Raw genomic sequence first — 24,019 nt, forward strand, 5'->3', positions numbered from 1 at the left:
AAGAGCGCGGGTTCGGGAATATCCTTCCTGACAAAACCGGAACAAATGGGGAGGAAAACATGCTGAGGCCCAAGGCTGAGAAGCTCGCGCTTGACGGAAGGCCAGATCTGAAGGATCCGGACCTCTATCTGCGCGGCGATCATCACGAGATTTTCCGGACGTTACGCGTGCGGGAGCCGGTTTACTGGAATCCGGAAGCCGATAGCACGGGCTTCTGGGCGATCACGCGCTATGACGACATAGAAGCGATTTCGAAAAGTCCGAAGCTCTTCTCGTCCGCCAAGCAGATGGGCGGGCACCGGATCTTCAACGAGAACGAGATTGAGGAGAACCAGACCGATGCGACCATGATCTCCATGGATCCGCCGGAACACGCCTCCTATCGCCGCATGATCACGCCGGGCTTTGTCCCGAAGCGCATATCGAACATGGAGGAGCGCATCAGAGCCCGCGTGACGCGGCTTCTCGACAATCTGCCGAAGACCGGCGAGGCGGAATTCGTGTCCGCCGTTGCTGCCGCCCTGCCCATCGAAGTTCTGGCAGAGCTCTTCGGCGTGCCGGAGAGCGATGGGCCGAAACTCTTCGAATGGTCGAACGCGACCGTCGGCGAAGACGACCCGGAGCTACGGGTTTCCGACGAATATATGCGCAAATGCGTGGGCGAGATGGCGGGGTACGCCGCCGGGCTCTGGCAGAAGCGGTTGGAAAATCCGGGCGAGGATCTGATCTCGATGCTCGTCCATTCCAAGATCGACGGCGAGCCCCTCACCTTCCCCGCCTATATCGGCACCTTCATTCTGCTTGTCGTTGCCGGCAACGAGACGACGCGCAATTCGATCTCGGGCGGGCTGCTCGCTCTCTCCGAGCACCCGGAGGAACGACGGAAACTTCTCGATGACCCCTCGCTCATTCCCTCCGCCGTTCAGGAGATTGTGCGCTGGGTTAGCCCCGTCCTCCACATGCGCCGCACGGCGACGGAAGACACGGAAATCCGCGGGCAGAAGATCGCCAGGGGCGACAAGGTCGTGATGTGGTACGCCTCGGCCAATCGCGACGAGGCGCAATGGGAAGACCCCTATCGCTTCGACGTGACGCGCTTCCGCTCGGCGGCGGCGCCGACACAGCTCGGCTTTGGTGCCGGGCAGCATTTCTGCCTGGGCTCGCGCCTTGCCGAATTGCAGCTCACGGTGCTCTTCGAGGAGTTGTTGAAGCGGTTTCCGGATATTCACGTCTCGGGTTCGGTGCGCCGTCTGCGCTCGAATTTCATCTCCGGCATCAAGGAAATGCCGGTGCGTTACAGCGTCTGACCCGGAAATGACAAAGGCCGCGCCCGGTGCCGGGCGCGGCCTTCATTTATCAATCCGGCTGGGAGCTCAGCTCTTGGCCGTTACTTCGGCGCGGGCGCTTTCGCTATCCGCCTTGTTGAGGCCGATTTCGACCGCAAGGCGCTCGATCATCACGCCCTCAAGACGGTGAAGTTGGCCGTCGGCATTGGCGACTTCCCACATCATGCGCAGCACGTCCTTGCGCTCTTCCGGCGTGAAGGAGTCGCGAACGGTCCGGGTGAAGATCGTCTCGCCAAAGGGAACCTTCTGGCGCTGTTCCGCAAGGTCAACCAGGGCCTCCGCGTCGTCGGTAGAGAGTTTGAAGTGTTCGCCGACGATACGAGTGATTGCGGCGCGCTCGTCATCCGCGAAGTCATTGTCGCGGCGGGCGGCCTCGATCATCAGCGCGGCGGCAGCCAGGCGCTTGACTTCGGCGCCGGCGGCCGGTGCTGCATTTTTGGCCACGCCCTTTTTCAGGGCTTCGATAATCCTCTCCAGCATTCTTTTCTCAGCTCCAATCGTGAAGCGGCCCCTCCCGGGACGGCCCCCCCTGTTGTTCTTGGCGGGCAGTTTAGATTGCGATCCTGAAAAGTGTAAGCGCTTTTGCGCCGCATGCCCGGGCGGGCGGGCTTGCGGTCGCCCACCCGGGATTTGGTCGTGCCTGTCAGTGCGCCATAATGCTCTTGCGGTGCCTTACCGGCACACGTCGCGGGAAGATCATGTCGAGAATGACGGCGAGGGCCGGCAGGACGGTGATCGCCATGACCATGTTGACCAGGAACATGAAGGTCAGCAGCAGGCCCATATCGGCCTGGAACTTGAGCGCCGAGAAAGCCCAGGTCGAGACGCCGATGGCCAGCGTGATGGCGGTGAAGAAGGTCGCCATGCCGGTCTCGAGGAGCGCCATCTGGAAACACTCGGTGATGTTCCGGCCCTCCGCCAGATGGAACTGGATACGGTTATAAATGTAAAAGGCATAGTCGACGCCGATACCGACCGCGAGCACCATGACCGGTAGCGTCGCGACGGTGAGGCCGATCTGCAGCACCTCCATGAACCAGTAGCCGAAGAAGGTCGCGAAGGTGAGCGGCAGGCAGCAGGCGATGACCGCCCGCCAGTCGCGATAGGTCAGCGTGACCAGCGCGATGATGACCACATAGACCCAGATCATCATCGGCAGTTCGGATTGCGAGATTTCCTCGTTCACGGCCGCCTGTACGCCCATGTTGCCCGAGGCAAGGCGGATGTTGACGCCCTTCATATTGTGAGCGGCGCGGAACGCCTTGACCGATGCGACGACGGTGGCGATGGTCGTTGCCTTCGCGTCCTTCAGATAGATGAGATGCGGAAGCAGCGTGCATTCCTGATTCATGATGGCACTCTGGCCGGGAACCGAGGCGACGGCTTGCGCGAGTGCGTCCTTGTTGCGCGGAATGGCCTGCCATTTGAGGTTGCCCTCGTTCCATCCGGCTGACGATGACTTGACCGCGAAGGGCAGCGACAGGACGAGGCTCACACCCGGCGTGTTCTCCATGTGCCAAGAGAACTGATCAAGGAATTTGAGCGTCTCATAATCGACGCAGGCATCCGGCGGCGTTTCGACGACGACGGTAAGCTGATTGAGACCAAGAGCGAATTTCGATGCGACGTCGCGCGAGTCCACATTGTAGCGCGAGTCTTCCCGCAATTCCGGCGCCCCCGCATGAAGCGCGCCCACATGCCGGTTGCGGCTCTCCCAGGCCGCGTAGCCGAAAAGCGTGAAGGAAACGACAAGTACGACAACCGCGTTGCGCGGTTCGGCCACCTTGCCCAGCCAGCGCATGATCTTCAGACGGAATTCGCGGGAGCGAGCGACGCGGTTTACGAAATCCTTGTCGAATGTCATGTAGCTCACCACGAGCGGCAGCATAACGAGATTGGTGATGATCTTGAGTGCAACACCGATCGAGGCCGTGATGGCCAGCTCGCGGATCATGCCCACGGGGATGAGATAAAGCGTCCCGAAGCCGACAAGCGCCGTGGTGAGCGCCATAGTTCCGGGCACCAGAAGTCCCGAAAAGCTCGCCCTCGCCGCTTCTTCGCTCGTCGCGCCGTTGCTCAATTCCGCCGTGATGAGGTTGATCTGCTGCACACCGTGGCTGACGCCGATGGCGAAGACGAGGAAGGGAACGAGGATCGCCAGCGGGTCGAGACCGTAGCCGAGCAGATTCAGCAGCGCGAATTGCCACACGACCGAAGTGAGCGAAGAGAAGAGCGTGGCGAAGGTGAGCAGCACCGAGCGCGAATAGAGATAGACCGATAGTGCTGTGAGCAGGAAGGCGATCAGGAAGAAGACGAGAACGCCATTGGCGCCCGCGGCGATGTCGCCCACCGACTTCGCGAAGCCGATGATGCGGACCGTATACTGATCGTTTTCATATTTCTGTCGAATCTGCTTTTCGAGCTTGTCGGCCAGATCGAAGTAGTCGAGCTTCTGGCCGGTCGAGGGGTCGTAATCCTGCAGTTCGGCAGAGACCATCGCGGCGGTAAAATCGTTCGACACGAGGCGTCCGACGAAGCCGCCGCGAATGACGTTGCTCTCGATCTTGGTCAATGCCTTCGGCGTCATCGTGTCGGCGGTGACCTTACCGGAAATCACATCTTCGGCGCTGATGCCGTCCTCGGTGATTTCGCGGTAGCGCGTATTGGGTGTCCAGAGCGAGGTGACTGTCGGGCGCGACACGCCGGGCAGAAAGAAGATTTCATCGGTGAGGTTCTTGTAGACCTTGAAGAAATCCTTGTTCCAGATCGTGCCCTGCTTGGGCTCCAGAACCACGATGATGCGGTTCGAGCCGAAGAGCTGGTCGCGATATTGCTGGAAGGTCTGGATGTATTCGTGGCCGATCGGCAATTGCTTGTCGAAGCCCGCCGTCATGTGGAGCTGGAAGGCGAAGTAAAGTCCGAAGGCCGTGACGCAAGCGAGCGTCGCCAGGATGACGACGCGGAGTCTGAAGACCAGATTCTCGAGAAACTTGATCATTGGAGCACACCTGTCTCTGTCCTGCCTTCCTGATATGGAAGGCAGGTCCGGTTACGAAGCCAAAATCAACTCGCATCCGGTGCGGCCTCGCTCCCTTGCGGGTGCGTGAAGCCGACCGGCGCAATCATCCGGTTCGCATCGGAGGTTGCCGACAGGCATTTGCGCCACCGTTTGTCGCGGCGCTTTTCGTGTAATCCGGCAGGATTACCCCTCCCTTTGCGCCATCCCTCTTTCGTCAGCACACGGCCCCCACCGCTTTCCGACCGGGATGGTCTTTCCCTCTTGCATTATCGATAGCACGGGCCGGGTAAATTAAACAATTTACAATTGTGAAAATAAGGAATCCTTCACAAACCTGACGCCCCCGTCATTTTTTCTTGACCTGAGATTGAGACTGCTTATCTTTGGCAGCAAGATCGCGCGGACTGAAGAATGCCGCGCGCGCCCTTAATGTGTCCGGCGGCTCTGCCGACCGGCGCTCGAATGGAGGATTTCATGAGCGAAGTGCGCCAGATCACCAAAGACAATGCCTACGACGCCGTCGCTCCCGACGATTTCCCGTCGATGATGGATGTGGACCGCTACGGCGCCCGTTCGACCGCTTTCGACAAGATCATTTCCGCGACCCATGACCATTTCTGGGATCCGCTGGACACGAAGTACATCGACTTCTCGGAAGGCTTTGACATCGAGAACGAGATGATCCTCCCCGAGGAACTGGTTCTCGAACTGACACTCCCGAGCTTCCAGGCTCTGACTCAGAAGCAGCGCGTGCGCTTCGCCAATGAGTCGGCCCGCTGGATCCTCTCCGCCATTCTTCACGGCGAACAGGGCGCGCTGAACCTCTCCGCCTCGCTCTGCCACATTCTCCGCGATCCGGGCGCTCAGGAATATGCCGCGAACCAGACGCGCGAAGAGGCCCGCCACGTCACGGCCTTCGCGAAATACGTCCAGGCGCGTTGGGGCAAGCCGCTCCCCGTCGGCCAGACGCTTGGCGATCTCCTCACCGACATCGTCGGCGCGCCGGAGGTCTACAAGAAGATCGTCGGCATGCAGATGCTGGTCGAAGGCCTCGCCATGGGCGCCTTCGCGATGCTCTACTCGACCGCGCGCGATCCGCTTCTCGTGAAGCTGACGCAGCTTGTCATGACGGACGAAGCCTTCCACCACAAGTTCGGCAAGATCTGGGCTGACCGCACCATTCCGAAGCTCAGCAAGGAAGAGCAGGAGATCATTGAGGATTGGGCGGCGTCCTGCTTCCAGACGCTGCTCTTCAACCTCGTGAACCCCGAGCAGAAGAAGATCCTCTATGGCGAGTTCGGTCTCGACTGGCAGCAGGTCCAGAATGAGATGATCGAGGCGATCTCGGACGAGAAGCGCCGCGAGGACATGAAGCAGTCGACCAACATCTTCCGTGTTCTGATCAAGACGCTGCTCAAGGCCGGCATCATCACCGAGCGCACCAAGGCTTTCTATGCGGTCTATGTCGACATGGACGAGCTGAAGGGCGAAGGCGACCGCATGGTCGGCGACGACATCGCCGAGGATGGCATCCGCTTCCTCCAGAAGATCAACTTCGGCGCCAATGTGGACGCGCTGCGGAATGTCACGATTTCGGCCGCCGAATAATCCGGTCGGGCACGAATGCGAAAGGGCGGCTCCATGGAGCCGCCCTTTTTCTTTGTCGATATGCCGGAGCCCAAATTCCTCCCCCTTTTCAGAGGGAGGAAGAGGCGCTTGCTGAAATGATTAGGCCCGCTTCGGCAGCTGAACCATCAGCTCTTCATAGCCCTTCACGAAGCTCGAATGAACGCGACGGGGTTCAGAAAGAACTTCAATTGGCTGGTTCGGCCAACGCTTCAGGATTTCTTCCCAGATGATGCGGAGTTGCATCTCGGCGAGGCGGTTGCCGACGCAGCGATGAATTCCGAAGCCGAAGGAGATGTGCTGACGCGCACGCGGGCGGTCGATCACGAGTTCGTTCGGATTCTCGATCACCTCGTCGTCGCGGTTGCCCGAGACGTACCACATGGCCACCTTGTCGCCCTTGCGGATCTTCTGGCCGCCGAGTTCGACGTCCTGAAGCGCGGTGCGACGCATATAGGCCAGCGGCGTCTGCCAGCGGATGATTTCCGACACCATGTTCGGCACGATGCCGGGGCCCTGCTCCAGTAGCTTCTTGTACTGGTTCGGGAAGAGGTTCAGCCCGTAAAGGCCGCCCGAGATCGAGTTACGCGTCGTGTCGTTGCCGCCGACGATGAGGAGGATCAGGTTTCCGAGATACTCCATCTTGTCCATGTTCCGGGTCGACTCGCCATGCGCCAGCATGGAGATGAGGTCGTTGCCGGGCTCGCGCGCATTGACGCGCTCGTTCCAGAGACCCATGAAATATTCGGCGCATTCGAGCAGTTCGGCGCGGCGCTGATCTTCGGACTCAATGATTCCCGAATCCGTCGAAGCGGTCGCGACGTCCGACCAGCGGGTCAGCTTGCGGCGCTCCTCGAAGGGGAAGTCGAACAGCGTGGCGAGCATCTGCGTCGTCAGTTCGATCGAGACGCGATCCACCCAGTTGAAGGGCTCGTTCTCGGGCAGGCTGTCGAGAATCTTGCCCGCGCGTTCACGGATGAGACCTTCGAGCTTGGCCAGATTGGCCGGAGCGACGATGGGGCTCACGGTCTTGCGCTGGTCGTCATGCTTCGGCGGATCCATCGCAATGAACATGGGCAGCTTGAAGTCTTCATCCTGGTCGCGCAGCGTGATGCCGCCTTCCGACGAGAAGACTTGATGGTTCGTGTCCACCGAGACGATGTCGTTGTACTTGGTCACCGACCAGTAGGCGCCGGCATCTTCATTGTGCGGACAATAATGAACGGGCGCTTCCTTGCGGAGGCGCTCGAAATAGGGCCACATCTTGTTGGTGCGGAACAATTCGGGCTTGGCGACATCGATTTCCGAAAGCGGAATCGAATAGGCCTCTTCAACGGCTTCCGCCGAGCTCAGGCCGGACGTCTTGATGGCAATTCCCATGGATCTCTCCTCCGTATTTTTATCTTGTTGAGATGAGCATAACCCTTGGGAAGCCTCGCGCCACAAAAAAAGATGACATAGGCGTCACTTTCATATTCAGAGACCCGCGTAAAGTTGACGCATCCGTCATTTTCCCTATAGCCAAGCCCGCCTCGAAATCCCTAGCTTAATTGTGACTTTAGGCGGCGCCTCGGCGGACCGCCCCAGCCATAGGGAGAAAAGGGTATGACCGAAGCCCGTCAGATTACGAAGGACAACGCCTACGAAGCCGTTTCGCCCGACGATTTCGAAGCGATGATGAATGTCGAGCGCTACAACCGCCGCTCCGGCGCCTTCGACAAGATCATCTCGGCGACCCATGACCATTTCTGGGACCCGGTCGACCCCCGCTATATCGACTTCAGCGAGCCCTTCGATCAGGAAAACGAGATGATGATCTCGCCCGATCTGGTGCCGGAACTGACGCTTCCCTGCTTCGCGGCCTTGTCCGAGAAGGAGAAGATCCGCTTCACGAACGAGACGGCGCGCTGGATGATGTCGGCGATCCTTCATGGCGAGCAGGGCGCGCTGAACCTCTCCGCCTCGCTGTGCCACATCCTTCTCGATCCGGGCGCGCAGGAATATGCCGCGAACCAGGCGCGCGAAGAGGCCCGCCACGTGACGGCCTTCGCGGCCTATGTGAAATCGCGCTGGGGCAAGCCGCTTCCGGTCGGCGAGACGCTCGGCAGCCTCCTCTCCGAAATGGTCAATGCCAAGGAGGTCTACAAGAAGATCGTCGGCATGCAGCTCCTCGTCGAGGGCCTGGCGATGGGCACTTTCGCGACCTTCTTCAACACGGCGCGCGATCCCCTGCTGGTGAAGCTCTGCCAGCTCGCCATGACGGATGAGGCTTTCCACCACAAGTTCGGAAAGATCTGGGCTGATCGCACGATCCCGAAGCTCACCCAGGAAGAGCGCGACATCATCGAGGACTGGGCAGCCAATGTCTTCCAGACACTGCTCTTCAACCTCGTGAACCCCGAGCAGAAGAAGGTCATCTATGCCGATTTCGGCCTCGACTGGCGGATCGTACAGGCCGAGATGCTCGAAGCGGTGACGGACGAAGATCGTCGCGAAGGCATGAAGGATGCTGCCAACGTCTTCCGCGTTCTGGTGAAAACGCTGCTCAAGGCGGGCATCATCACCGACCGCACCAAGGCATTCTATGCGATCTATGTCGATATGGACGAGCTGAAGAACGAAGACGACCGCATGGTCGGCGATGATATCGCAGAGCAGGGCATCGCCTTTCTCAAGACCGTCAATTTCGGCGCGAAGAAGACCGCCCAGACAGTCGCTGCTGAATAAAAACGCGGAGACGCCAAGGCAAGGCGAGGGCGGTCCTTCGGGGCCGCCCTTTTTTGTCTCGTCGCGATGGGCGGGCTGATAGAGTCGGCCCATGTTCGACCAATCCACAAGCGATGCCTTTCAGGCAAAGATCGCCGAAAAACTCGAAAATCTTCCATCCCCGCCCTGGCGTCTCGTCAGCGAGGGACTGTGGGGCAGCGTCTACGATCTCGGCGACGGCACGGTGCTGAAGCTGACCCGCCGGCATGGCGGGCTCGGGACCGGCGAGAGCAAGATCATCCGCGAAGCGGCCGCCTTGCGGCTGCTCGATGGCTTCTCGGGTCCTCGGCTCCGCGCACCGAAGCTCATCGGGCAGGGGCTCTGGGACGATCCCTGGGGGTTCGGCAGCACCTATTCAGGTCCACCGCTTGCGGGCTGGCTCAGGTGCGAATTGATGCCCGGACGTCATATGGAGGAGGCAGGTTTCTTCGGTCGTGCCTCCGGCGACAGGGACCGCTTCGGCGAGGATCTCGGCGCGGCGATCGCCGATTTTCATCGCCTGACAGGCTCGTTGGTGCCCGACGCCGCGAAGCTCGGCGACAGTCTGATGCGAAGCCTCGACGAGGCGATGACGCGCATCAGCGCGGCGGAGCAGCGCCGCAAGCTCGACGCGCTGAAAGAGGCGTGGCGCCGTGACGCGCCCGCGCCCGTTTTTTTGCATGGCGACCTCAATCTCTCCAATGTGCTCGAAGAGCGTCGAGATGGTCTTGCTTTCATCGACTTCGCGGAAGCCGGCGTCGGCGCGCCGGAAGCCGATCTCAGGCATTTCGAAAATGCAGGGCCGCTCCGTGATGCCATTTTCCGCGGCTATGCTGCGGCCTCGGGCGCGAGCCCCAATCTTCCGCGCTACCGGCTCGCGGTTGCCGTCAATGCGGCCGTTTCGCTGGCACTCGGCGGCGAGAGCGGCCATCCGCGCGAAGGGCTTCGCCGCCGCCAATGGCTCGACGAGGCGCTGGCACAGGCCGGGATAGATTGACGCCTTGAAGACTCCATCGGCCAAAGCGTAGCTTGAGCCCCATGGCCAATTTCAGCGACGAAACAGAGGACTCATTCCGCCTCTTTGACGGGCGTCAATCCGCAACGGCGGCCGCCGTGCAGCGCGGTTGCGGTCGTCTTCTCGCGCAGATGAACTATGCAGCGCTTACCGAACTCACGCTCGCTACGGGCCGCCGCGCCGACATCATTGCGCTGGGCCCCAAGGGCGAGATCATCATCATCGAAATCAAGTCGAGCCTCACCGACTATCTGACGGATGGAAAGTGGGAAGACTATCTCGACTTTTGCGACCGCTTCTTTTTCGCCGTGCCGCCGGATTTTCCGCGCGAGGTCATCCCGCTCGATGTCGGCCTCATCATCGCTGACAAGTACGATGCGGAAATCCTGCGCGAAGGAGAGCATGACGTGCAGCTGCCCGCCGCCCGACGAAAGGCGCTGACGCTGCAATACGCCCGCGTCGCCGCGAGGCGCGTGTTCCGGATTCTGGATGTGGAGTGACGCTTACTTCGGCGCGCGCTTGGCGAGAATGCGCTGCAACGTCCGGCGATGCATGTTGAGCCGGCGGGCCGTCTCGGAAACATTGCGGTCGCAGAGTTCATAGACACGCTGAATGTGTTCCCACCGCACGCGATCCGCCGACATCGGATTTTCGGGCGGCGGCGCCTTGTCGCCGGTCTTGGCGAGCAGCGCGGCTTCGATGGCGTCGGCATCGGACGGCTTGGCGAGATAGTCCACCGCGCCGAGCTTCACGGCGGCGACCGCTGTCGCGATATTGCCGTAGCCCGTCAGCACGACGATGCGCGCCTCGGGCCGTGCCTCCTGCATGGCGGCGACGACGTCGAGACCGTTGCCGTCTTCGAGGCGCAGGTCGACGACGGCGAAGCCCGGCTTTTTCGCGCGGGCCTGTTCGCGGCCTTCCTTGATCGTGTTCGCGGTCGTGACTTCATAGCCGCGCGCTTCCATGGCGCGGGCGAGGCGTGTCAGGAACGGCACGTCGTCATCGACGAGAAGGAGTGTCTTGTCTTCGGGAATGAAAGGCGCTGCGCCCTGATCCTCGATTTTCTCCGCCATGTGCTGCACGCTCTCTCTTCCTTCCATTTCGAAATGGCAGGCGCCGCCAACCTGTTTCGACTGCCGGATTTTAGGCCTTCCTGCGGCAATAGGCCAACTCAGGGAAAATCCCTATGTCAGGCTTGGCTTAGGCCCGCTTCAGGCAGGCATCGGAAAGGCTGATTCGGCCTCGATGGCCTGACGAGGCCAGACTACCTTGACCAGCGCACCCTGCTTGCCATCCGTGCGATTGGAGATTTCGACCTTGGCGCGTGAGCGTTCGAGCAGTGTTTTCGCAATGAAGAAGCCGAGTCCCATGCCTTCGTGCTCGCTGCCCGGCTCGTTTGAGCGCGCGGCGCGTGGCCGTGTCGTGACATAGGGTTCGCCGATCTTCTCGATGACGTCGGGCGCGAAGCCCGGCCCGTCATCCATGATGGAAATGGCGATGTTGCGGTGGTCGTATACAACGGTCACGGCGACCTCGGCATGGGCGAAGTCGGCGGCGTTCTCGATGAAGTTGCCAAGGCCGTAGAGGATTTCGGGGCGGCGCCAGATTTCGGGTTCCGGCACATCCGGTTCACCCGCCTCGACGGAAATTCTGAAGGCCACATCCATGTCGCGGTGGGGTTTGACGATTTCGTCGAGCAGCACATGGAGCGGCAGGCGCGAATACAGCGCGTCCTCGCCCTTCGGTTCGCGCGAGAGCTTCGACAGGATGTCCTTGCAGCGCTCTGCCTGGCTGCGCAGCAGTTCGAGATCTTCCTCCATCTCCTTGGGGCTCAATCCGCCGCGCTGCAATTCCTTGGCGACGAGCGAGATGGTGCCGAGCGGCGTGCCGAGTTCATGGGCGGCGGCGGCGGCGAGGCCGTCGAGCGCGGAAAGACGCTGCGCGCGGGCCAGCACGAACTGCGTCGCCGACAGCGCCGCCGACATGCGCCGAGACTCCTGCGAGATGCGCCAGGCATAGGCGGCCATGAAGCCGAGGCCGAGGGAGATCGCGGTCCAGTGGCCGACGATATAGAGCGAGGGAATGTTGATCGGCTCGCCCGGCTGCCAGGGCAGTGGCATGTGGAAGAAGGCAAGCAGCGTCACATAGACGAAGGAGAGCGAGAGCAGCGCAATGGTGCTGCGGAGCGAAAGCGTCGTCGCAGAAATCGTCACCGGCGCCATGAAGAGGAGCGCGAAGGGGTTCTGCAACCCGCCAGTAAGGAAGAGCAGCACCGCAAGCTCCATCAGGTCAATGGCGAAGTAGACGGCGGCCTGCCAGTCGGGCAGGCGCACGGTCGTGCGGTAGCGATGCGTAAGGAAGACGTTGAGCCATGCGGAGGCGGCAATCGCCGTCAGGCAAAGGCCGAGCGGTAGCGGAAACCTGAAGCCGAAATGAACGATGAGAATGGCCGCGAGCTGGCCGCCAAGCGCCAGCCAGCGCAGCAGCACCAGCGTCTGCAGACGTACACGGCCCGCTTCGGAGCCGACATCCGCATTTCCACTGGCGAGGAAACGCCGCCTCAGCCAGTCCATGCTCCCGCGGTCTTCGACAATAGCCATGATGATTTCCCGTCTCGTTCGGCCGGGAGTGTAGCGTGGCGCGCGCGCTGTCTCATCTACGCAAAGTTACGCAGTCGCCGAGCGGAGGGGTTCACTCGTTCGAGGGCCAACCCTTGAGCCGCCGCGTCTCGCCGATCGACATGATCCAGACATCGTTGGGTGCGAAGCCCTTTTCGGCGCCCGCCTTGAGAAAGCGCTCTGGCGGCTCGAATGGCGGCTCGACGGTGAGAAGCACCGTTCCCCAATGCATGCCGACGACACGTCGCGCCTTGAGGTCGAGGCCCATCTGCACCGCCTCTTCGGGGTTCGCATGGGAGGCCTTCATCATGGCGCGGGGCTCGTAGGCGCCGATGCCGAGCAGCGCGGTGTCGAAGGGGCCGTATTGTTCGCCAATCTCCTTGAAGACGGAGGCATAGCCCGAGTCGCCGCCGAAGAAGAGCTTGTGGTCTTTGCTTTCGAGCGCGAAGCCCGCCCAGAGCGTGCGGTTGGTGTCGAGCCCCGTGCGGCGCGACCAGTGAACCACGGGCAGCGCCGTGACCGTCACGCCCTTGATCTTGTGGCTCTGGTGCCAGTCGAGTTCGACGACATTGGGAAAACCGCGCTCATGAAAGAAGGAGGCAAGTCTCAGCGGCACGACCACCGTCATGTGCGACTTGTTCGGCAGCCGCGCCAGCGCGCGCTCGTCGAGATGATCGTAATGATTGTGGCTGACGATGAGCAGGTCGATGCGCGGCAACTCGGACATGGGGATGCCGCATTTGACGAAGCGGCGGGGCCCCAGGCCTGCCGGGCCGGCATAGGTGGTCAGATAGGGATCGGTGAGCACATTGAGCCCGCCGATGCGAATGAGAAAGGCGGCATGGCCGAGCCAGGTGAGGAAATCGCCCGGGGCTTCCACGTGCTCGTCCAGCACGCGCACTGCATCGGCGCGTGGCACCACATGGCCTTCGGGAATATCGACCTTGCGCACGCCCATCTTCAGCATTTCGAGGAAGAAGGGGCCTGCATGCTTCAGCCGCCCGAGGCTGCGCTTCGGCGCGCCCTTCGGGTTGCGGAAAGTGCCATCGGGCAAATGGTGGAAGGGCCGGGGGGGCATCTCACCATCCCTGCGCGCCTCATCTTCGGGCGTGCGTCTGCGGCGGACCCTGGCAGCGATCCGGGCAACACGGGGCGATTTCTCGGAAATGTCCATCTTCCCTCAAAGATAGGGTGGCTCGGGGCCTTCGCAAAGGCCCTGCCGGAAAAGAGGGAAAATCGAGGCCTAGCCGCCGGCCTGCCGAAGGATGTTGAGGATGTCCTCGTAATGGCGCTCTTCGGCCATATCCAGCGGCGTACGGCCCGTGACATCCGTATCCTCGAGATCTGCGCCGTGGTCGACCAACAGCTTCACCACGGCTGTCCGGTGGGCGCGGATCGCGATCATCAGCGGCGTGTCCTTGTTCTCGGCCGTCAGGTTCGGATTGGCGCCTTTGTCGAGCAGGGCGGCGGCGATGTCGGCGCGGCCCGACTGGGCAACGACGGAGAGCGCCGTGCGGCTGTCCTTGTCCTTGTTGTCAGGATGGGCGCCCAGCGAAAGGAGGTACTTCACCACCTCAAGATTGCCCTTGTCGGCGCCAACCACGATGGCCGGGATATCGCCGGAACCACTGTCGTCGGGCGAAAGGCCGCGCATGACCGCAAGGTGGATGCCGTTGAGATCGCCGTCCCGGGCCGCATCTACGAGATCATTATTCGCCAGCTGCATGTTCATGCCGGGCGGGTCTTCGGCGCGGACCGCCGTTCCCGCCAGCAGTGCCGGGCCGAGAAGGGCAGCGGCGAGTATGAGCCCGGCATGTCGGAAAAGGCTCTTCCTGGGTGTCATTTCGTCGTGCATCGCTTCGTCCTCGGATTTCCTAAGGTGCCGGAGTGTGCTTAAACCCCTCCAGAGCACGAAACCCGTCGCGCCTCCGGGCCGTGGTTCGCCAGACTTGGGCTTGGGCGACCTTCCTCTCTTCTATAGGCTCGCCAAGCCCTCGGGTTCAAGCCGCAGGGTCACGGTCGCCCGTCCGTGACGTCAGGAATATCCAAGGGAGATAAGCCGAATGACACGCCAGCGCCTCATCATCCTCATCGCAGCTCTTGCCGTCGCGGCCATCATTGGCCTGGCGCTTGCGCCGAAGGTCGACCGGCTTGTGGACAATACCGGGCCGAACGGGGAGGCGGGTGCCAACGTCCAGTCGGTCGGAAAGCCGCGCGTCGGCGGGCCCTTCACCCTTGTCGACCAGACCGGAAAGACGGTCACCGACAAGGATTTTCAGGGCAAATACATGCTGATCTATTTCGGCTTCACCTTTTGCCCCGATGTCTGCCCGACCGAGCTTCAGGTCATTTCCGGCGCTCTTGAAAAGCTCGGCGACAAGGCCGCGAACGTGCAGCCGATCTTCGTCAGCGTCGATCCCGATCGCGATACGCCCGAGGTTCTGGCCAAATATGTCAAGCAGTTCGATCCGCGCCTGATCGGCCTTACCGGTTCGGCCGAACAGATCGCCGCTGTGGCCAAAGCCTACCGGGTCTTCTACGAGAAGGTGAAGGAGCAGCCTGCCGATGGTTCCAAGGCTGCGGATGCCGACTATACCGTCGACCACTCTTCGGTCGCCTATCTGATGGGGCCGAACGGCGAATTCCTGACCTTCTTTCCACCCGGCGTCAGCCCGGACCAGATGGCCGAGAAGATCGCCTCCTATCTCTGAGCGGCCCGTCGATCTGTGCCATAGGGCCTCACCGGCTTGACGGCGGGGCCATGCGGGTCCTATTTTCCCCTCATGGACAGGAAACGGCCCGCCACGCTTGCGCTTCTTCGCGCGCTCCTTCTGGAGCGTGGGCTGCTCTGCGCCTAAGCGCAGAACATAGAACGACCTCACCCACAGTTTCCGATCTTCAGTCCGACGCGCCAGCGAACAAGACCGCTTGGCGCAAAGTCAGTGGCCCGACATGAACAGCATTTTAGCCTTGCGACTTATCTCCGGCTGCCGGACCTTGCGCCCGTGGCAGTCCGGCAGTCCCGTGTTTCTTGAGCACGTCTCCGCCACGCTTTTCGTCAATTCCAGGAGACAGACATCATGTTGAAGAACCCTGCCGAAAAATACCGCCCCTTTCCGGCGATCAACCTGCCGGATCGCCGCTGGCCGAATAACGTCATTTCGAAGCCGCCGATCTGGATGAGCACCGATCTGCGCGACGGCAATCAGGCGCTGTTTGAGCCCATGAATGCCGAGCGCAAGATGCGCATCTTCGAGATGCTGGTCCGCATCGGCTTCAAGCATATCGAAGCGGGCTTTCCTGCAGCCTCCGAGACCGATTTCGGTTTCATCCGCCAGTTGATCGAGGAGAACAAGGCGGGCGACGACGTCCATATCGAAGTGCTGACCCAGGCGCGGCCCGAACTCATCACGCGCACCATGGAGTCGCTGAGGGGCGCGAAGAACGCCATTCTGCATTTCTACAATGCCACCGCACCGAACTTCCGCGAGATCGTCTTCAATCAGGGCAAGCAGGGCGTGAAGGCGATCGCGACCGAAAGCGCGCGCCAGATCAAGGAACTGGCCGCAAAGCAGCCGGAAACGAACTGGACCTTCCAGTACAGCCCTGAAGTCTTCTCCGGCACCGAGCTCGATTTCGCCAAGGAAGTCGTCGACGCGGTGACGGAAGTCTGGGACGCGAACCCGGAACGCAAGGTCATCATCAATCTGCCGGCAACCGTCGAAATGGCGACGCCGAACGTCTATGCCGACCAGATTGAATGGATGCACCGGAACCTGAAGCGCCGCGACGGCATCATCATTTCGCTCCATCCGCATAACGACCGCGGCACGGCGGTGGCCGCTGCCGAGCTCGGCGTTATGGCGGGCGCGGACCGTGTCGAGGGCTGCCTCTTTGGTCATGGCGAGCGCACGGGCAATGTCGATCTCGTCACGCTGGCCTTGAACCTCTATAGCCAGGGCGTCGATCCGGGGCTCGACTTCTCGCAGATCAACGAGGTCGCGCGCACCGTCGAATATTGCACGCAGCTCCCCATCCATCCGCGCCACCCTTACGTGGGCGATCTCGTCTTCACGGCCTTTTCGGGCTCGCATCAGGACGCAATCAAGAAGGGGCTCGCGGCGCGCAAGGAAGGCGAGATCTGGGAAGTGCCCTATCTGCCGATCGATCCGGCGGATGTCGGCCGTACCTATGAGTCGATCATTCGCGTGAACAGCCAGTCCGGCAAGGGCGGCATTTCCTATCTGCTGGAGGCCGAATATGGTCTCGCCCTGCCGCGCCGGTTGCAGGTCGAGTTCTCGGCCGCCGTTCAGAAGGTCACGGACGACACCGGCAAGGAAGTCAGCGCTGCCGACATTTACGGCATTTTCGAGCGCGAATATCTGACGCTGACCGAGCCGCTCGAATATGTGAGCCACACGCTCTTCGACGAAAATGGCAAGCAGGGCGTGAAGCTCCGCATTCGCCGCTTCGGCGTCGAGGAAACCCTGACCGGTCTCGGCAATGGGCCGATCGATGCGCTGATGCATGCGCTCAACGTGCCGGTGCTGGTGCGCAATTACGATGAGCATTCGCTCGGCCACGGTGCGGATGCCAGGGCGGTTGCCTATGTCGAGGTCGCCGAGGATGGTGTGCCCGGCGATATTTTCGGCGTCGGCATCGACCCGAATATCATCACGGCTTCCTTCAAGGCGGTGATCGGCGGCGCAAACCGGGTGGCGAAGCGTCATTCCGCCGCTGACCAGAAGGCACGTTTCGGCGGAAAGCTCGCCGCGGCGAAATAAGGCAAGAGCAGGGGAGGCCGGTCGCGGCCTCCCCGACGTCTTCAGAAAAACCTTTGTTTTTCAATGTATTGAATATCGCATGACGTTTTTTTAGCCACATCTCCAACCATTTCCTGTATTGTGCTGCATCGCAGCATCGAGATGTCAGAAGAGGTTGGCCGATGGTTCTCTATCAGCTCTACGAGATCAATCACGCGGCCGTCACACCCTTCCGCGCTGCTGCTGAATTCAGCCTCTGGGCGTTGCGCCATCCGCTCAATCCATTCGGTGACACGATCGGCGCCAAGAACATGGCTGCTGCCCTCGACCTTTTCGAAAGCGTGACGCGGCGCTACGGCAAGCCGAAATTCGGCCTCGACGAGACCGAGATCGCCGGCAAGCCGGTGCCAGTAGTCGAGCGCGTCGTCTGGGAGAAGCCCTTCTGCAAGCTCATCCGTTTTGAACGTGAGGCCTCCGCTGCGAAGGGGCTCGCCGACCAGCCGAAGCTGCTCATCGTCGCGCCCATGTCCGGCCATTACGCGACGCTGCTCCGGGGCACGGTCGAGGCCATGTTGCCCCATTGCGACGTCTACATCACCGACTGGATCGATGCCCGCGCCGTGCCAGTCTCGGCGGGGAACTTTCACCTCGACGATTATGTCGATTATGTCATCGAGATGATCCAGGCACTGGGCCCCGATGTGCATGTGCTGGCAGTCTGCCAGCCCTCCGTCCCGGTTTTCGCCGCCGTCGCGGCCATGAACGAGGACGAGGATCCGCTGTCGCCCCTCACCGTGACGCTGATGGGTGGGCCGATCGACACGCGCGAAAGCCCGACCGAGGTGAACCGGCTCGCCACCGAGCGCGGCACCGAATGGTACGAGCGGAACGTGATCACCACGGTTCCGATGCCTCATCCCGGCTTCATGCGCCGCGTCTATCCGGGCTTTGTCCAGCTTTCTGGCTTCATGGCCATGAATCTCGACCGCCACATGGATGCGCACTGGAATTACTTCGACCATATGGTCGAGGGCGATGGCGACAGCGCCCAGAAGCACCGTGAGTTCTATGACGAATATCTCTCGGTCATGGATATGACGGCGGAGTTCTACCTTGAAACCGTCGACCGGGTTTTCGTCCAGCATCAGCTCCCCAAGGGCGAGCTCTTCCACCGCGAGCGGCTGGTGCGTCCGCAAGCGATCACGCGCACGGCGCTGATGACCGTCGAGGGCGAGAAGGACGATATCTCGGGCGTCGGTCAGACCAGGGCCGCCCACAAGCTCGCCTCGGCGCTTCCCGCTTCGATGCGCGATCATTGGGAGCAGCCGGGCGTCGGGCATTACGGTGTCTTCAACGGTTCGCGCTGGAAGACCGAGATTGCGCCGCGCGTCCGCGACTTTATGGCGAGACACGCCTCTCGTGGCTGAGACCGGCGGGTATCAAAACGTACCGGACACGAATTAATTTCTTAAAAGAATTTTTTTGGCGCGACGGATTGCACTTGCGAAGCCGATGGCGATTCGTGTCATGCTTGTTCCGGTTCGTCTCTAGGGGTGAAGGCGTCGAGAGACGATCGCTTGCGGCGCCGACTGCGCCGCCCCTGCCGACTGGTGAAAGAATTCGCCACATCATGACGAAACGCGCCAAACCAATTCCGCTTCATATCGACTATCTCGATATCGACGGACGCATGGTTCCCGTCACAGCGACACATAATCCCCGTGCGCGGCGGATCATCGTCCGCGTCGATCTCGCCGCGGGCTCCGTACAGGTCACCTCACCCTCCCGGCGGGGCATGCTCAATGCGCTGCAATTCGCGCGCGAGCAGCGCGAATGGATCGCCGAACGGCTGGAGCGCGTGCCGCCGCCGGTGCCTTTCAAGGATGGCGAGATCATCCCGTTCCGGGGACGCGAGCATCTGATCCGTCATGTGGTTCCGCGTCGCCGGGAGGCCGCGGGCCTCGGCCCGGTCTGGCGGGTGCGGTCGGTCGATACGGGCGGCTTGCCGGAAATCTGCGTGAAAGGCCACGCCTCCTTCGTGCAGCGCCGGGTCAGCGACTGGCTGAAGCTTCAGGCGCGCACCGAACTCAACGAGAAGGCGCTGGCCTTCGCGGCCGATTTCGATGTCCGCCCGTCGCGTATCACGCTGCGGGACCAGACGAGCCGCTGGGGCTCCTGCTCGCCTTCGCGCGCACTGTCCTTCTCATGGCGCCTCATCATGGCGCCGTCCCATGTTCTCGACTATGTGGCGGCCCATGAGGTCGCCCATCTCCGCCACATGAATCACGGCCCGCGCTTCTGGGCGCTGGTCGAAGAGGCCATGCCCAATTACGAAGCCGCGAAGAAATGGCTCGAAATGCATGGGCCGGGATTGCACCGCTATGGTGCCGATCCCTTCGGCAGGGTCGATGAAGATGACGATGAGGATGAAGCCTAGGCTCTGAAGTCCTTAGCTTTTCGGAAGACGACTCAGCGCTTCTTCACCATGCAGTCCTGACCGCCCGCCTTGAGCTTGCCGCAGGCGCTCTGGGCGGCGGATTTGCTCGCAAAGCCTGCCGCGCGGACCCGGTAATAGGTGCCTTTGGCGCCGAGGTCGGCCTTTTCGATATTCAGCGCATGGCCACCAAGCACGGCGGGGAAGCGTTTGGTGAGCTTCGACCAGGCGGCATGGGCGCTCTTCTCGTCGCGAAGGGCGGATATCTGCACCACCCAGGCGCCGGCCGCGGCAATTTTCGCGGGCTTCGGCGCAGCGGCTGCGGGTGCCGCCTCTTCGGCCGGTGCCGCCGGGGCCTGAGCTTCCGGTGCGGGCGCGGCAGCTTGCGCCACGGGTGCTTCGGACACCTGGACAGCGGGTGCGGGTACAGACGCTGCCTGGGCCGGTGCCTGAGACGGTGTTTGGGCCGGGGCAGGAGCCGCGCTCTGCTCGGCGGGCACGGTCGGAACGATGGTGGTTCCGGCTGTGCTCATGGCCGGCGCAGATGCCGCCGGCGCGGCGTCTTCGGGAACTGCCGCTTCCGGCGCAGGCGCCTGCGCGACTGGCGCTGCGGGCGTGGCCTCAGGCGTCGTGGTCTGTGCCGTCATATCGGGGGCGACCGGCGCGACGCCGCGATCGGACTTGTTCGACATGACGAGCAGGACGCCGCCGATGACGATGGCGCCCAGCACCGCGCCAATGACGAGGCGCGAGCTGCCGAAGCCCGACGAGGTCTCCTCGGCCGTATAGATGATTTCAGGCTCAGGCGGCTGGGGGCGTTCGCCCTCGTCCCGCCGGTCCGTTCCGCCACCCGTCGGATAGTCCGGCTCCGCGAACAGCGACATGCGCGCACTTGGATCTATCGAGAGGGGTTCGGCCTCTCCCTTGCGCGCGAGCAGGTCGCTGGTGAGCGAAGCAGGCTTCTTGGACATTTTAAGCGGCACCTCTGAGCGTATCGCCTGCGAAACTACCCGAGGCGAACGGAGATGTCTCGCGTCCATGCAGGCGATCGCTCAAAAACGACCACAAGTCGCCGATTTCCTCGGCTGATTTGGTCTGGGAGGCGATCTCCATGACGGTCCGTCCGTCGATCATGCTCGAGGCGAAATCGATTCGCTGATGGATGACCGAGGGGGCGACCGGGCCGTGATGGGAGAGCGCGATCACGGCTTCCGTGGTGATGCGGGCCCGGGGGGCGGCGCCGTTGACGGCGAAGACCAGCGGCTTCGAGATTTCATCGCAGATGCGAACCGTCGCGCCTGCCGCCCGGAGGTCGTGCGGGCTCGGTCGGGTTGGAATGACCACGAGGTCCGAAAGACTGATCACATGGGCGATGGTCGCGGTGATGGCGGGCGGCGTATCGATGACGACGAGGCCGACGCCGCCATCTTTCAGGCGTTTCAGATCGTTCGCCAGCCCCTCATGCGAGGAACGCACGAAGAAGGGCCGCTCCGCGTCGCGCGCGTTCCACCATTGCGAAAGGCTGCCCTGCGGGTCGGTGTCGATGAGCGCGACAGGCCCCTCATTCCGCCGCTCGGCCTCCACCGCGATATGGCCGGCCAGCGTTGTCTTGCCGGAGCCGCCCTTCTGAGACGCAAACGCTATGACGTGCATGGACTTAGGCTTCCTCATGTCGGATAGCGGGCAGACGCTGGTCACAAAGCAAAATCCGCCGCAGGCCCGGAAGCGCTCGCCCCCCGCGCTTCCACGACCAACCGATTATCTCGGACGGCGGAAGGGACCGAATCAGTCCCTCTTCCGAGATTAGAGTCTGACCCATTTTGGCTCAATATTTAGCTAACCAACCGGTCCGTCATACAATTGAAAGTGGCCGATGGGGCACAGTTGGCCTCAGCGTAACGCCGCTTCTGCCGTGATCTTGAGCATTGCGGCGGTCAGCCGGGCGAGATCCTCCTCCCCGATGACGAGGGGAGGCGTCGTGTAGACGATCTTGCCGAAGGGCCGGATGAAGACGCCCTCCTCGACGAAGCGGCGTTTCAACCCATCAAGATTGGACATTGCCTCGAGCTCGATAACGCCGATGGCGCCTTTGACGCGCACGTCCCGCACGCCCTTGATCGACCGGGCTGGTTCGAGCTCGCGCCGAAGCTGTGCCTCGATTGCGGCGACCTGCCGCAGCCGGGGTTCGCGCTCGAAGAGGTCGAGCGAGGCATTGGCCGCCGCGCAGGCGAGCGGATTGCCGGTATAGGTCGGCCCGTGCATCAGCGCCTTCGAGGGGTCGTCACTGAGGAAGGCTTCGAAGACCTTCGTCCGCGCGACGGTGGCGGCCAATGCCATGGTGCCGCCGGTCAGCGCCTTGGAAAGCGTCACGATGTCGGGAACGATGCCCGCGGCCTCGCAGGCGAACATCGAACCGGTGCGGCCGAAGCCCACGAAGATTTCGTCGAGGACGAGCAGGACATTGTGCTTGTCGCAAAGGCGGCGGAGACGCTTGAGCGTTTCGATGTCATGGAAGATCATGCCGCCCGCTCCCTGGACCAGGGGCTCCGTCATGACGGCGGCGACTTCATGCGCATGGGTGGCGAGGAAAGCGTCGAGGGCTGCTTCCTTTTCGGGTGTGGTCGGCAGCCCGGTGATCAGCTGTTCGGCGATCGCGCCCTTGAAGAGCGTGTGCATGCCTTCGTCGGGATCGCAGACCGACATGGCCGCCAGCGTGTCGCCGTGATAGCCGCCGCGGAAGGAGACGAAGCGCTTCTTTCCCTTGATGCCGGAGTTGATCCAGAACTGCACCGCGATCTTCATCGCGATCTCGACCGAGACCGAGCCCGACTCTGAAAAGAATGTGTGGTTGAGGTCGCCGGGCAGGAGTTTTGCGAGCCGCGTCGCGAGCGTCATGACAGGTTCATGCGCGAGGCCGCCCAGCATCACATGCGGCATGCGCTCGAGCTGCGCCGTCACCGCCTGCCGGATATGCGGGTGATTGTAGCCATGCGCCGCCGTCCACCAGGAGGATGTGCCGTCGATGAGTTCGCGCCCGTCCGCCAATGTCAGTCTCACGCCATCGGTCTTCACAACGGGCAACGGCATGGGGACCGTCTGCATCTGCGTATAAGGCAGCCAGAGATGGGGCGCGCCTTCTTCAAGCCAGCGCGGCACGTCGTTCAGCAGGGGATTGCGGGGCGGAAAGGGCATGGGCATCGCAGGTGTCGCTTTCTGACGAATTTATGGCCGCAACATAGCCGTATTTCGGGCCGGCATGGCAAGAAGACAACACCCCGCCGGTTGGCAAGCCGTGTCCACCCGGCCTATATTGCCAGTCGGTGCCACGAGGGGCGCCGCCGTCCGACAAAGAGTCTCTCACCCTCGACCTGACGATAGGGGCAGCGGTTTTTCCGCCGCCGGATTTTGCAGACGCTGACGCCACGCTCCAGTTGTTTGCCGTTGTTTCGGACCGACGGCAATCTTGAACAAGGGGAGAAATCCGTGCGCAGTGACACACGCTTCCACGACATCGAAATATCGAAACGCAAGGCGAGCCTGCTTCTCAAGCGGCTTTGCGGTGGCGACGAGACGCTCGCCCTTCGCGCCGCCGCCCGCATCCGCCGCGCGTCCTACTGGGCTGCGAAATCGCCGGAGGAAATCTTGGCCGAACGCGAGCGTGTGCAGCACAAGCACGCGCTCGACGCGATCGCGGTCGAGGCTGGCTTCGGTGACTGGCGGCACATGAAGGCCGAAGCCGACGCCCGCCTCCGCGCCGCCTTCAACCCCGAGCAGCTCTTCGGCCTGCGCGCCTCCTTCTTCATCAATCTCTGGTTCACGACTTATGAGGAAGCCGAGGCCGTGCTCGCCGCGCATCCGCGGCGCTTTCTCTTTCCCTTCAGAAGCCAGTTCGTCATCTGCGGTGCGGAGCTTCTGGCCGATCAGGGGATCGACACTGCCGATCCCGACTGGGAGCTGATCGGCCGCGATTGGGTGCACCCGCGCGACATGGCCGCGCGTGCCCGTCTTTCGGCAAGCGTCGCGCGGCAATTGTCGTGCGCGAGAGAGGTTCAGCCATGAAGGGCGAACGCAGGAAAGAGCTGATCAAGGCCTATAAGGAAAGAAAGTCCTCGCCCGGCATCTATGCGCTGCGCTGTGTGGCGACGGGCGAGGTATGGGTTGCGCCGAGCCGCAATCTCGACGCGCAACAGAACGGTATCTGGTTCTCGCTGCGCCTCGGCTCGCATCCGAACAAGGCGTTGCAGACGGTCTGGAATGCCGAAGGCGAACAGTCCTTCGCCTATGAGACCGTCGAGCGCATCGAGGACGAGGATCTGACGGGGTATCTGCTCGACGCCGCGCTGAAGGAGCGCCTGCGGCACTGGCGCGCAACGCTCGGCGCCGGTCTGGCGGTGGGGTAGCTGCTTCACAGGCGTCATGGCCGGGCGTTTCCGGTCATGACGCGGGCAGGCGA

Annotated in this window: 21 protein-coding genes; 11 read left to right on the forward strand and 10 right to left on the reverse strand. The window is 62.1% G+C overall.

The window, feature by feature from the left end; translation table 11 throughout:
• The first annotated feature begins 59 nt into the window (after window positions 1–59).
• A complete protein-coding gene (locus tag F2P47_RS00465; protein ID WP_152214196.1) occupies window positions 60–1,307 on the forward strand; it encodes a cytochrome P450 in 1,248 nt (415 codons plus the stop codon).
• Between the two features lie 66 nt (window positions 1,308–1,373).
• Here the strand turns inward: F2P47_RS00465 and F2P47_RS00470 are convergent, their stop codons facing one another.
• Both F2P47_RS00470 and F2P47_RS00475 read right to left on the reverse strand, forming a co-directional pair.
• Window positions 1,374–1,826: a tellurite resistance TerB family protein gene (locus tag F2P47_RS00470; RefSeq protein ID WP_152214197.1), complete on the reverse strand. Its 453-nt coding sequence runs from the start codon at window positions 1,824–1,826 to the stop codon at window positions 1,374–1,376.
• Window positions 1,827–1,989: 163 nt separating this feature from the next.
• The gene (locus tag F2P47_RS00475; protein ID WP_152214198.1) at window positions 1,990–4,344 is read right to left on the reverse strand and encodes an efflux RND transporter permease subunit; all 2,355 of its coding nucleotides are present in this window, start codon (window positions 4,342–4,344) and stop codon (window positions 1,990–1,992) included.
• Window positions 4,345–4,839: 495 nt separating this feature from the next.
• Here F2P47_RS00475 and F2P47_RS00480 point away from each other — a divergent pair, with 495 nt between their 5' ends.
• Window positions 4,840–5,973, forward strand: a complete 1,134-nt coding sequence (locus tag F2P47_RS00480) for a diiron oxygenase (protein WP_152214199.1) — start codon at window positions 4,840–4,842, stop codon at window positions 5,971–5,973.
• 120 nt (window positions 5,974–6,093) lie between these two features.
• Here F2P47_RS00480 and F2P47_RS00485 read toward each other — a convergent pair whose 3' ends face one another.
• Window positions 6,094–7,371, reverse strand: coding sequence for a cytochrome P450 (locus F2P47_RS00485; RefSeq protein ID WP_152214200.1), 1,278 nt, complete (start codon window positions 7,369–7,371; stop codon window positions 6,094–6,096).
• Window positions 7,372–7,596: 225 nt separating this feature from the next.
• Here F2P47_RS00485 and F2P47_RS00490 point away from each other — a divergent pair, with 225 nt between their 5' ends.
• The 3 genes from F2P47_RS00490 (at window position 7,597) to F2P47_RS00500 (ending at window position 10,251) form a co-directional block, all read left to right on the forward strand.
• A complete protein-coding gene (locus tag F2P47_RS00490; RefSeq protein ID WP_152214201.1) occupies window positions 7,597–8,718 on the forward strand; it encodes a ferritin-like domain-containing protein in 1,122 nt (373 codons plus the stop codon).
• A 91-nt stretch (window positions 8,719–8,809) separates the two neighbouring features.
• Complete coding sequence (locus F2P47_RS00495) at window positions 8,810–9,733, forward strand: phosphotransferase family protein (RefSeq protein ID WP_152214202.1); 924 nt, start codon at window positions 8,810–8,812, stop codon at window positions 9,731–9,733.
• A 41-nt stretch (window positions 9,734–9,774) separates the two neighbouring features.
• Entirely contained in the window at window positions 9,775–10,251 is a 477-nt protein-coding gene (locus F2P47_RS00500) for an MmcB family DNA repair protein (protein ID WP_152214203.1), read from the forward strand.
• A 3-nt stretch (window positions 10,252–10,254) separates the two neighbouring features.
• Here the strand turns inward: F2P47_RS00500 and F2P47_RS00505 are convergent, their stop codons facing one another.
• From F2P47_RS00505 to F2P47_RS00520, 4 genes are all read right to left on the reverse strand, one after another.
• Complete coding sequence (locus tag F2P47_RS00505; protein ID WP_152214204.1) at window positions 10,255–10,824, reverse strand: ActR/PrrA/RegA family redox response regulator transcription factor; 570 nt, start codon at window positions 10,822–10,824, stop codon at window positions 10,255–10,257.
• A gap of 138 nt (window positions 10,825–10,962) precedes the next feature.
• Window positions 10,963–12,351: an ActS/PrrB/RegB family redox-sensitive histidine kinase gene (locus tag F2P47_RS00510; protein WP_246176663.1), complete on the reverse strand. Its 1,389-nt coding sequence runs from the start codon at window positions 12,349–12,351 to the stop codon at window positions 10,963–10,965.
• 91 nt (window positions 12,352–12,442) lie between these two features.
• Complete coding sequence (locus F2P47_RS00515; RefSeq protein WP_152214205.1) at window positions 12,443–13,447, reverse strand: MBL fold metallo-hydrolase; 1,005 nt, start codon at window positions 13,445–13,447, stop codon at window positions 12,443–12,445.
• Window positions 13,448–13,612: 165 nt separating this feature from the next.
• Complete coding sequence (locus F2P47_RS00520) at window positions 13,613–14,224, reverse strand: ankyrin repeat domain-containing protein (protein WP_152214206.1); 612 nt, start codon at window positions 14,222–14,224, stop codon at window positions 13,613–13,615.
• Between the two features lie 208 nt (window positions 14,225–14,432).
• Here F2P47_RS00520 and F2P47_RS00525 point away from each other — a divergent pair, with 208 nt between their 5' ends.
• The 4 genes from F2P47_RS00525 (at window position 14,433) to F2P47_RS00540 (ending at window position 19,569) form a co-directional block, all read left to right on the forward strand.
• Window positions 14,433–15,080 (forward strand): SCO family protein, encoded by a 648-nt coding sequence (locus F2P47_RS00525; RefSeq protein ID WP_152214207.1) that lies wholly within the window; start codon window positions 14,433–14,435, stop codon window positions 15,078–15,080.
• 369 nt (window positions 15,081–15,449) lie between these two features.
• A complete protein-coding gene (gene leuA, locus F2P47_RS00530; RefSeq protein ID WP_152214208.1) occupies window positions 15,450–17,153 on the forward strand; it encodes a 2-isopropylmalate synthase in 1,704 nt (567 codons plus the stop codon).
• A gap of 161 nt (window positions 17,154–17,314) precedes the next feature.
• The gene (locus tag F2P47_RS00535; protein ID WP_152214209.1) at window positions 17,315–18,559 is read left to right on the forward strand and encodes a polyhydroxyalkanoate depolymerase; all 1,245 of its coding nucleotides are present in this window, start codon (window positions 17,315–17,317) and stop codon (window positions 18,557–18,559) included.
• A 203-nt stretch (window positions 18,560–18,762) separates the two neighbouring features.
• Complete coding sequence (locus F2P47_RS00540; RefSeq protein ID WP_152214210.1) at window positions 18,763–19,569, forward strand: M48 family metallopeptidase; 807 nt, start codon at window positions 18,763–18,765, stop codon at window positions 19,567–19,569.
• A gap of 32 nt (window positions 19,570–19,601) precedes the next feature.
• On the opposite strand, the gene F2P47_RS00545 is transcribed toward F2P47_RS00540, so the two are convergent.
• The 3 genes from F2P47_RS00545 to F2P47_RS00555 all read right to left on the reverse strand — a co-directional run bounded on the left by F2P47_RS00545 (window position 19,602) and on the right by F2P47_RS00555 (window position 22,758).
• Complete coding sequence (locus F2P47_RS00545; RefSeq protein ID WP_152214211.1) at window positions 19,602–20,537, reverse strand: SPOR domain-containing protein; 936 nt, start codon at window positions 20,535–20,537, stop codon at window positions 19,602–19,604.
• Between the two features lies 1 nt (window position 20,538).
• Window positions 20,539–21,219 (reverse strand): ParA family protein, encoded by a 681-nt coding sequence (locus F2P47_RS00550; protein ID WP_152214212.1) that lies wholly within the window; start codon window positions 21,217–21,219, stop codon window positions 20,539–20,541.
• 237 nt (window positions 21,220–21,456) lie between these two features.
• Window positions 21,457–22,758, reverse strand: a complete 1,302-nt coding sequence (locus F2P47_RS00555; RefSeq protein WP_152214213.1) for an adenosylmethionine--8-amino-7-oxononanoate transaminase — start codon at window positions 22,756–22,758, stop codon at window positions 21,457–21,459.
• Window positions 22,759–23,049: 291 nt separating this feature from the next.
• Between F2P47_RS00555 and F2P47_RS00560 the strand changes: the two genes are divergently transcribed.
• On the forward strand, window positions 23,050–23,625 hold the full coding sequence (locus tag F2P47_RS00560) for a hypothetical protein (protein WP_152214214.1): 576 nt from the start codon (window positions 23,050–23,052) through the stop codon (window positions 23,623–23,625).
• The gene (locus F2P47_RS00565; protein WP_152214215.1) at window positions 23,622–23,966 is read left to right on the forward strand and encodes a GIY-YIG nuclease family protein; all 345 of its coding nucleotides are present in this window, start codon (window positions 23,622–23,624) and stop codon (window positions 23,964–23,966) included. The genes F2P47_RS00560 and F2P47_RS00565 overlap by 4 nt, the downstream gene beginning before the upstream one ends.
• The last annotated feature ends 53 nt before the right edge of the window (window positions 23,967–24,019 follow it).

The sequence above is a fragment of the Parvibaculum sedimenti genome (assembly GCF_009184905.1).
In the GTDB taxonomy this organism is placed as follows: domain Bacteria; phylum Pseudomonadota; class Alphaproteobacteria; order Parvibaculales; family Parvibaculaceae; genus Parvibaculum; species Parvibaculum sedimenti.

Excerpts from the sequence above, each read along its gene's own strand:
- F2P47_RS00465 (WP_152214196.1), top strand. The coding sequence starts at position 60 with ATGCTGAGGCCCAAGGCTGAGAAGCTCGCGCTTGACGGAAGGCCAGAT.
- F2P47_RS00470 (WP_152214197.1), bottom strand. The coding sequence starts at position 1,826 with ATGCTGGAGAGGATTATCGAAGCCCTGAAAAAGGGCGTGGCCAAAAAT.
- F2P47_RS00475 (WP_152214198.1), bottom strand. The coding sequence starts at position 4,344 with ATGATCAAGTTTCTCGAGAATCTGGTCTTCAGACTCCGCGTCGTCATC.
- F2P47_RS00480 (WP_152214199.1), top strand. The coding sequence starts at position 4,840 with ATGAGCGAAGTGCGCCAGATCACCAAAGACAATGCCTACGACGCCGTC.
- F2P47_RS00485 (WP_152214200.1), bottom strand. The coding sequence starts at position 7,371 with ATGGGAATTGCCATCAAGACGTCCGGCCTGAGCTCGGCGGAAGCCGTT.
- F2P47_RS00490 (WP_152214201.1), top strand. The coding sequence starts at position 7,597 with ATGACCGAAGCCCGTCAGATTACGAAGGACAACGCCTACGAAGCCGTT.
- F2P47_RS00495 (WP_152214202.1), top strand. The coding sequence starts at position 8,810 with ATGTTCGACCAATCCACAAGCGATGCCTTTCAGGCAAAGATCGCCGAA.
- F2P47_RS00500 (WP_152214203.1), top strand. The coding sequence starts at position 9,775 with ATGGCCAATTTCAGCGACGAAACAGAGGACTCATTCCGCCTCTTTGAC.
- F2P47_RS00505 (WP_152214204.1), bottom strand. The coding sequence starts at position 10,824 with ATGGCGGAGAAAATCGAGGATCAGGGCGCAGCGCCTTTCATTCCCGAA.
- F2P47_RS00510 (WP_246176663.1), bottom strand. The coding sequence starts at position 12,351 with ATGGCTATTGTCGAAGACCGCGGGAGCATGGACTGGCTGAGGCGGCGT.
- F2P47_RS00515 (WP_152214205.1), bottom strand. The coding sequence starts at position 13,447 with ATGCCCCCCCGGCCCTTCCACCATTTGCCCGATGGCACTTTCCGCAAC.
- F2P47_RS00520 (WP_152214206.1), bottom strand. The coding sequence starts at position 14,224 with ATGCACGACGAAATGACACCCAGGAAGAGCCTTTTCCGACATGCCGGG.
- F2P47_RS00525 (WP_152214207.1), top strand. The coding sequence starts at position 14,433 with ATGACACGCCAGCGCCTCATCATCCTCATCGCAGCTCTTGCCGTCGCG.
- leuA (WP_152214208.1), top strand. The coding sequence starts at position 15,450 with ATGTTGAAGAACCCTGCCGAAAAATACCGCCCCTTTCCGGCGATCAAC.
- F2P47_RS00535 (WP_152214209.1), top strand. The coding sequence starts at position 17,315 with ATGGTTCTCTATCAGCTCTACGAGATCAATCACGCGGCCGTCACACCC.
- F2P47_RS00540 (WP_152214210.1), top strand. The coding sequence starts at position 18,763 with ATGACGAAACGCGCCAAACCAATTCCGCTTCATATCGACTATCTCGAT.
- F2P47_RS00545 (WP_152214211.1), bottom strand. The coding sequence starts at position 20,537 with ATGTCCAAGAAGCCTGCTTCGCTCACCAGCGACCTGCTCGCGCGCAAG.
- F2P47_RS00550 (WP_152214212.1), bottom strand. The coding sequence starts at position 21,219 with ATGCACGTCATAGCGTTTGCGTCTCAGAAGGGCGGCTCCGGCAAGACA.
- F2P47_RS00555 (WP_152214213.1), bottom strand. The coding sequence starts at position 22,758 with ATGCCCTTTCCGCCCCGCAATCCCCTGCTGAACGACGTGCCGCGCTGG.
- F2P47_RS00565 (WP_152214215.1), top strand. The coding sequence starts at position 23,622 with ATGAAGGGCGAACGCAGGAAAGAGCTGATCAAGGCCTATAAGGAAAGA.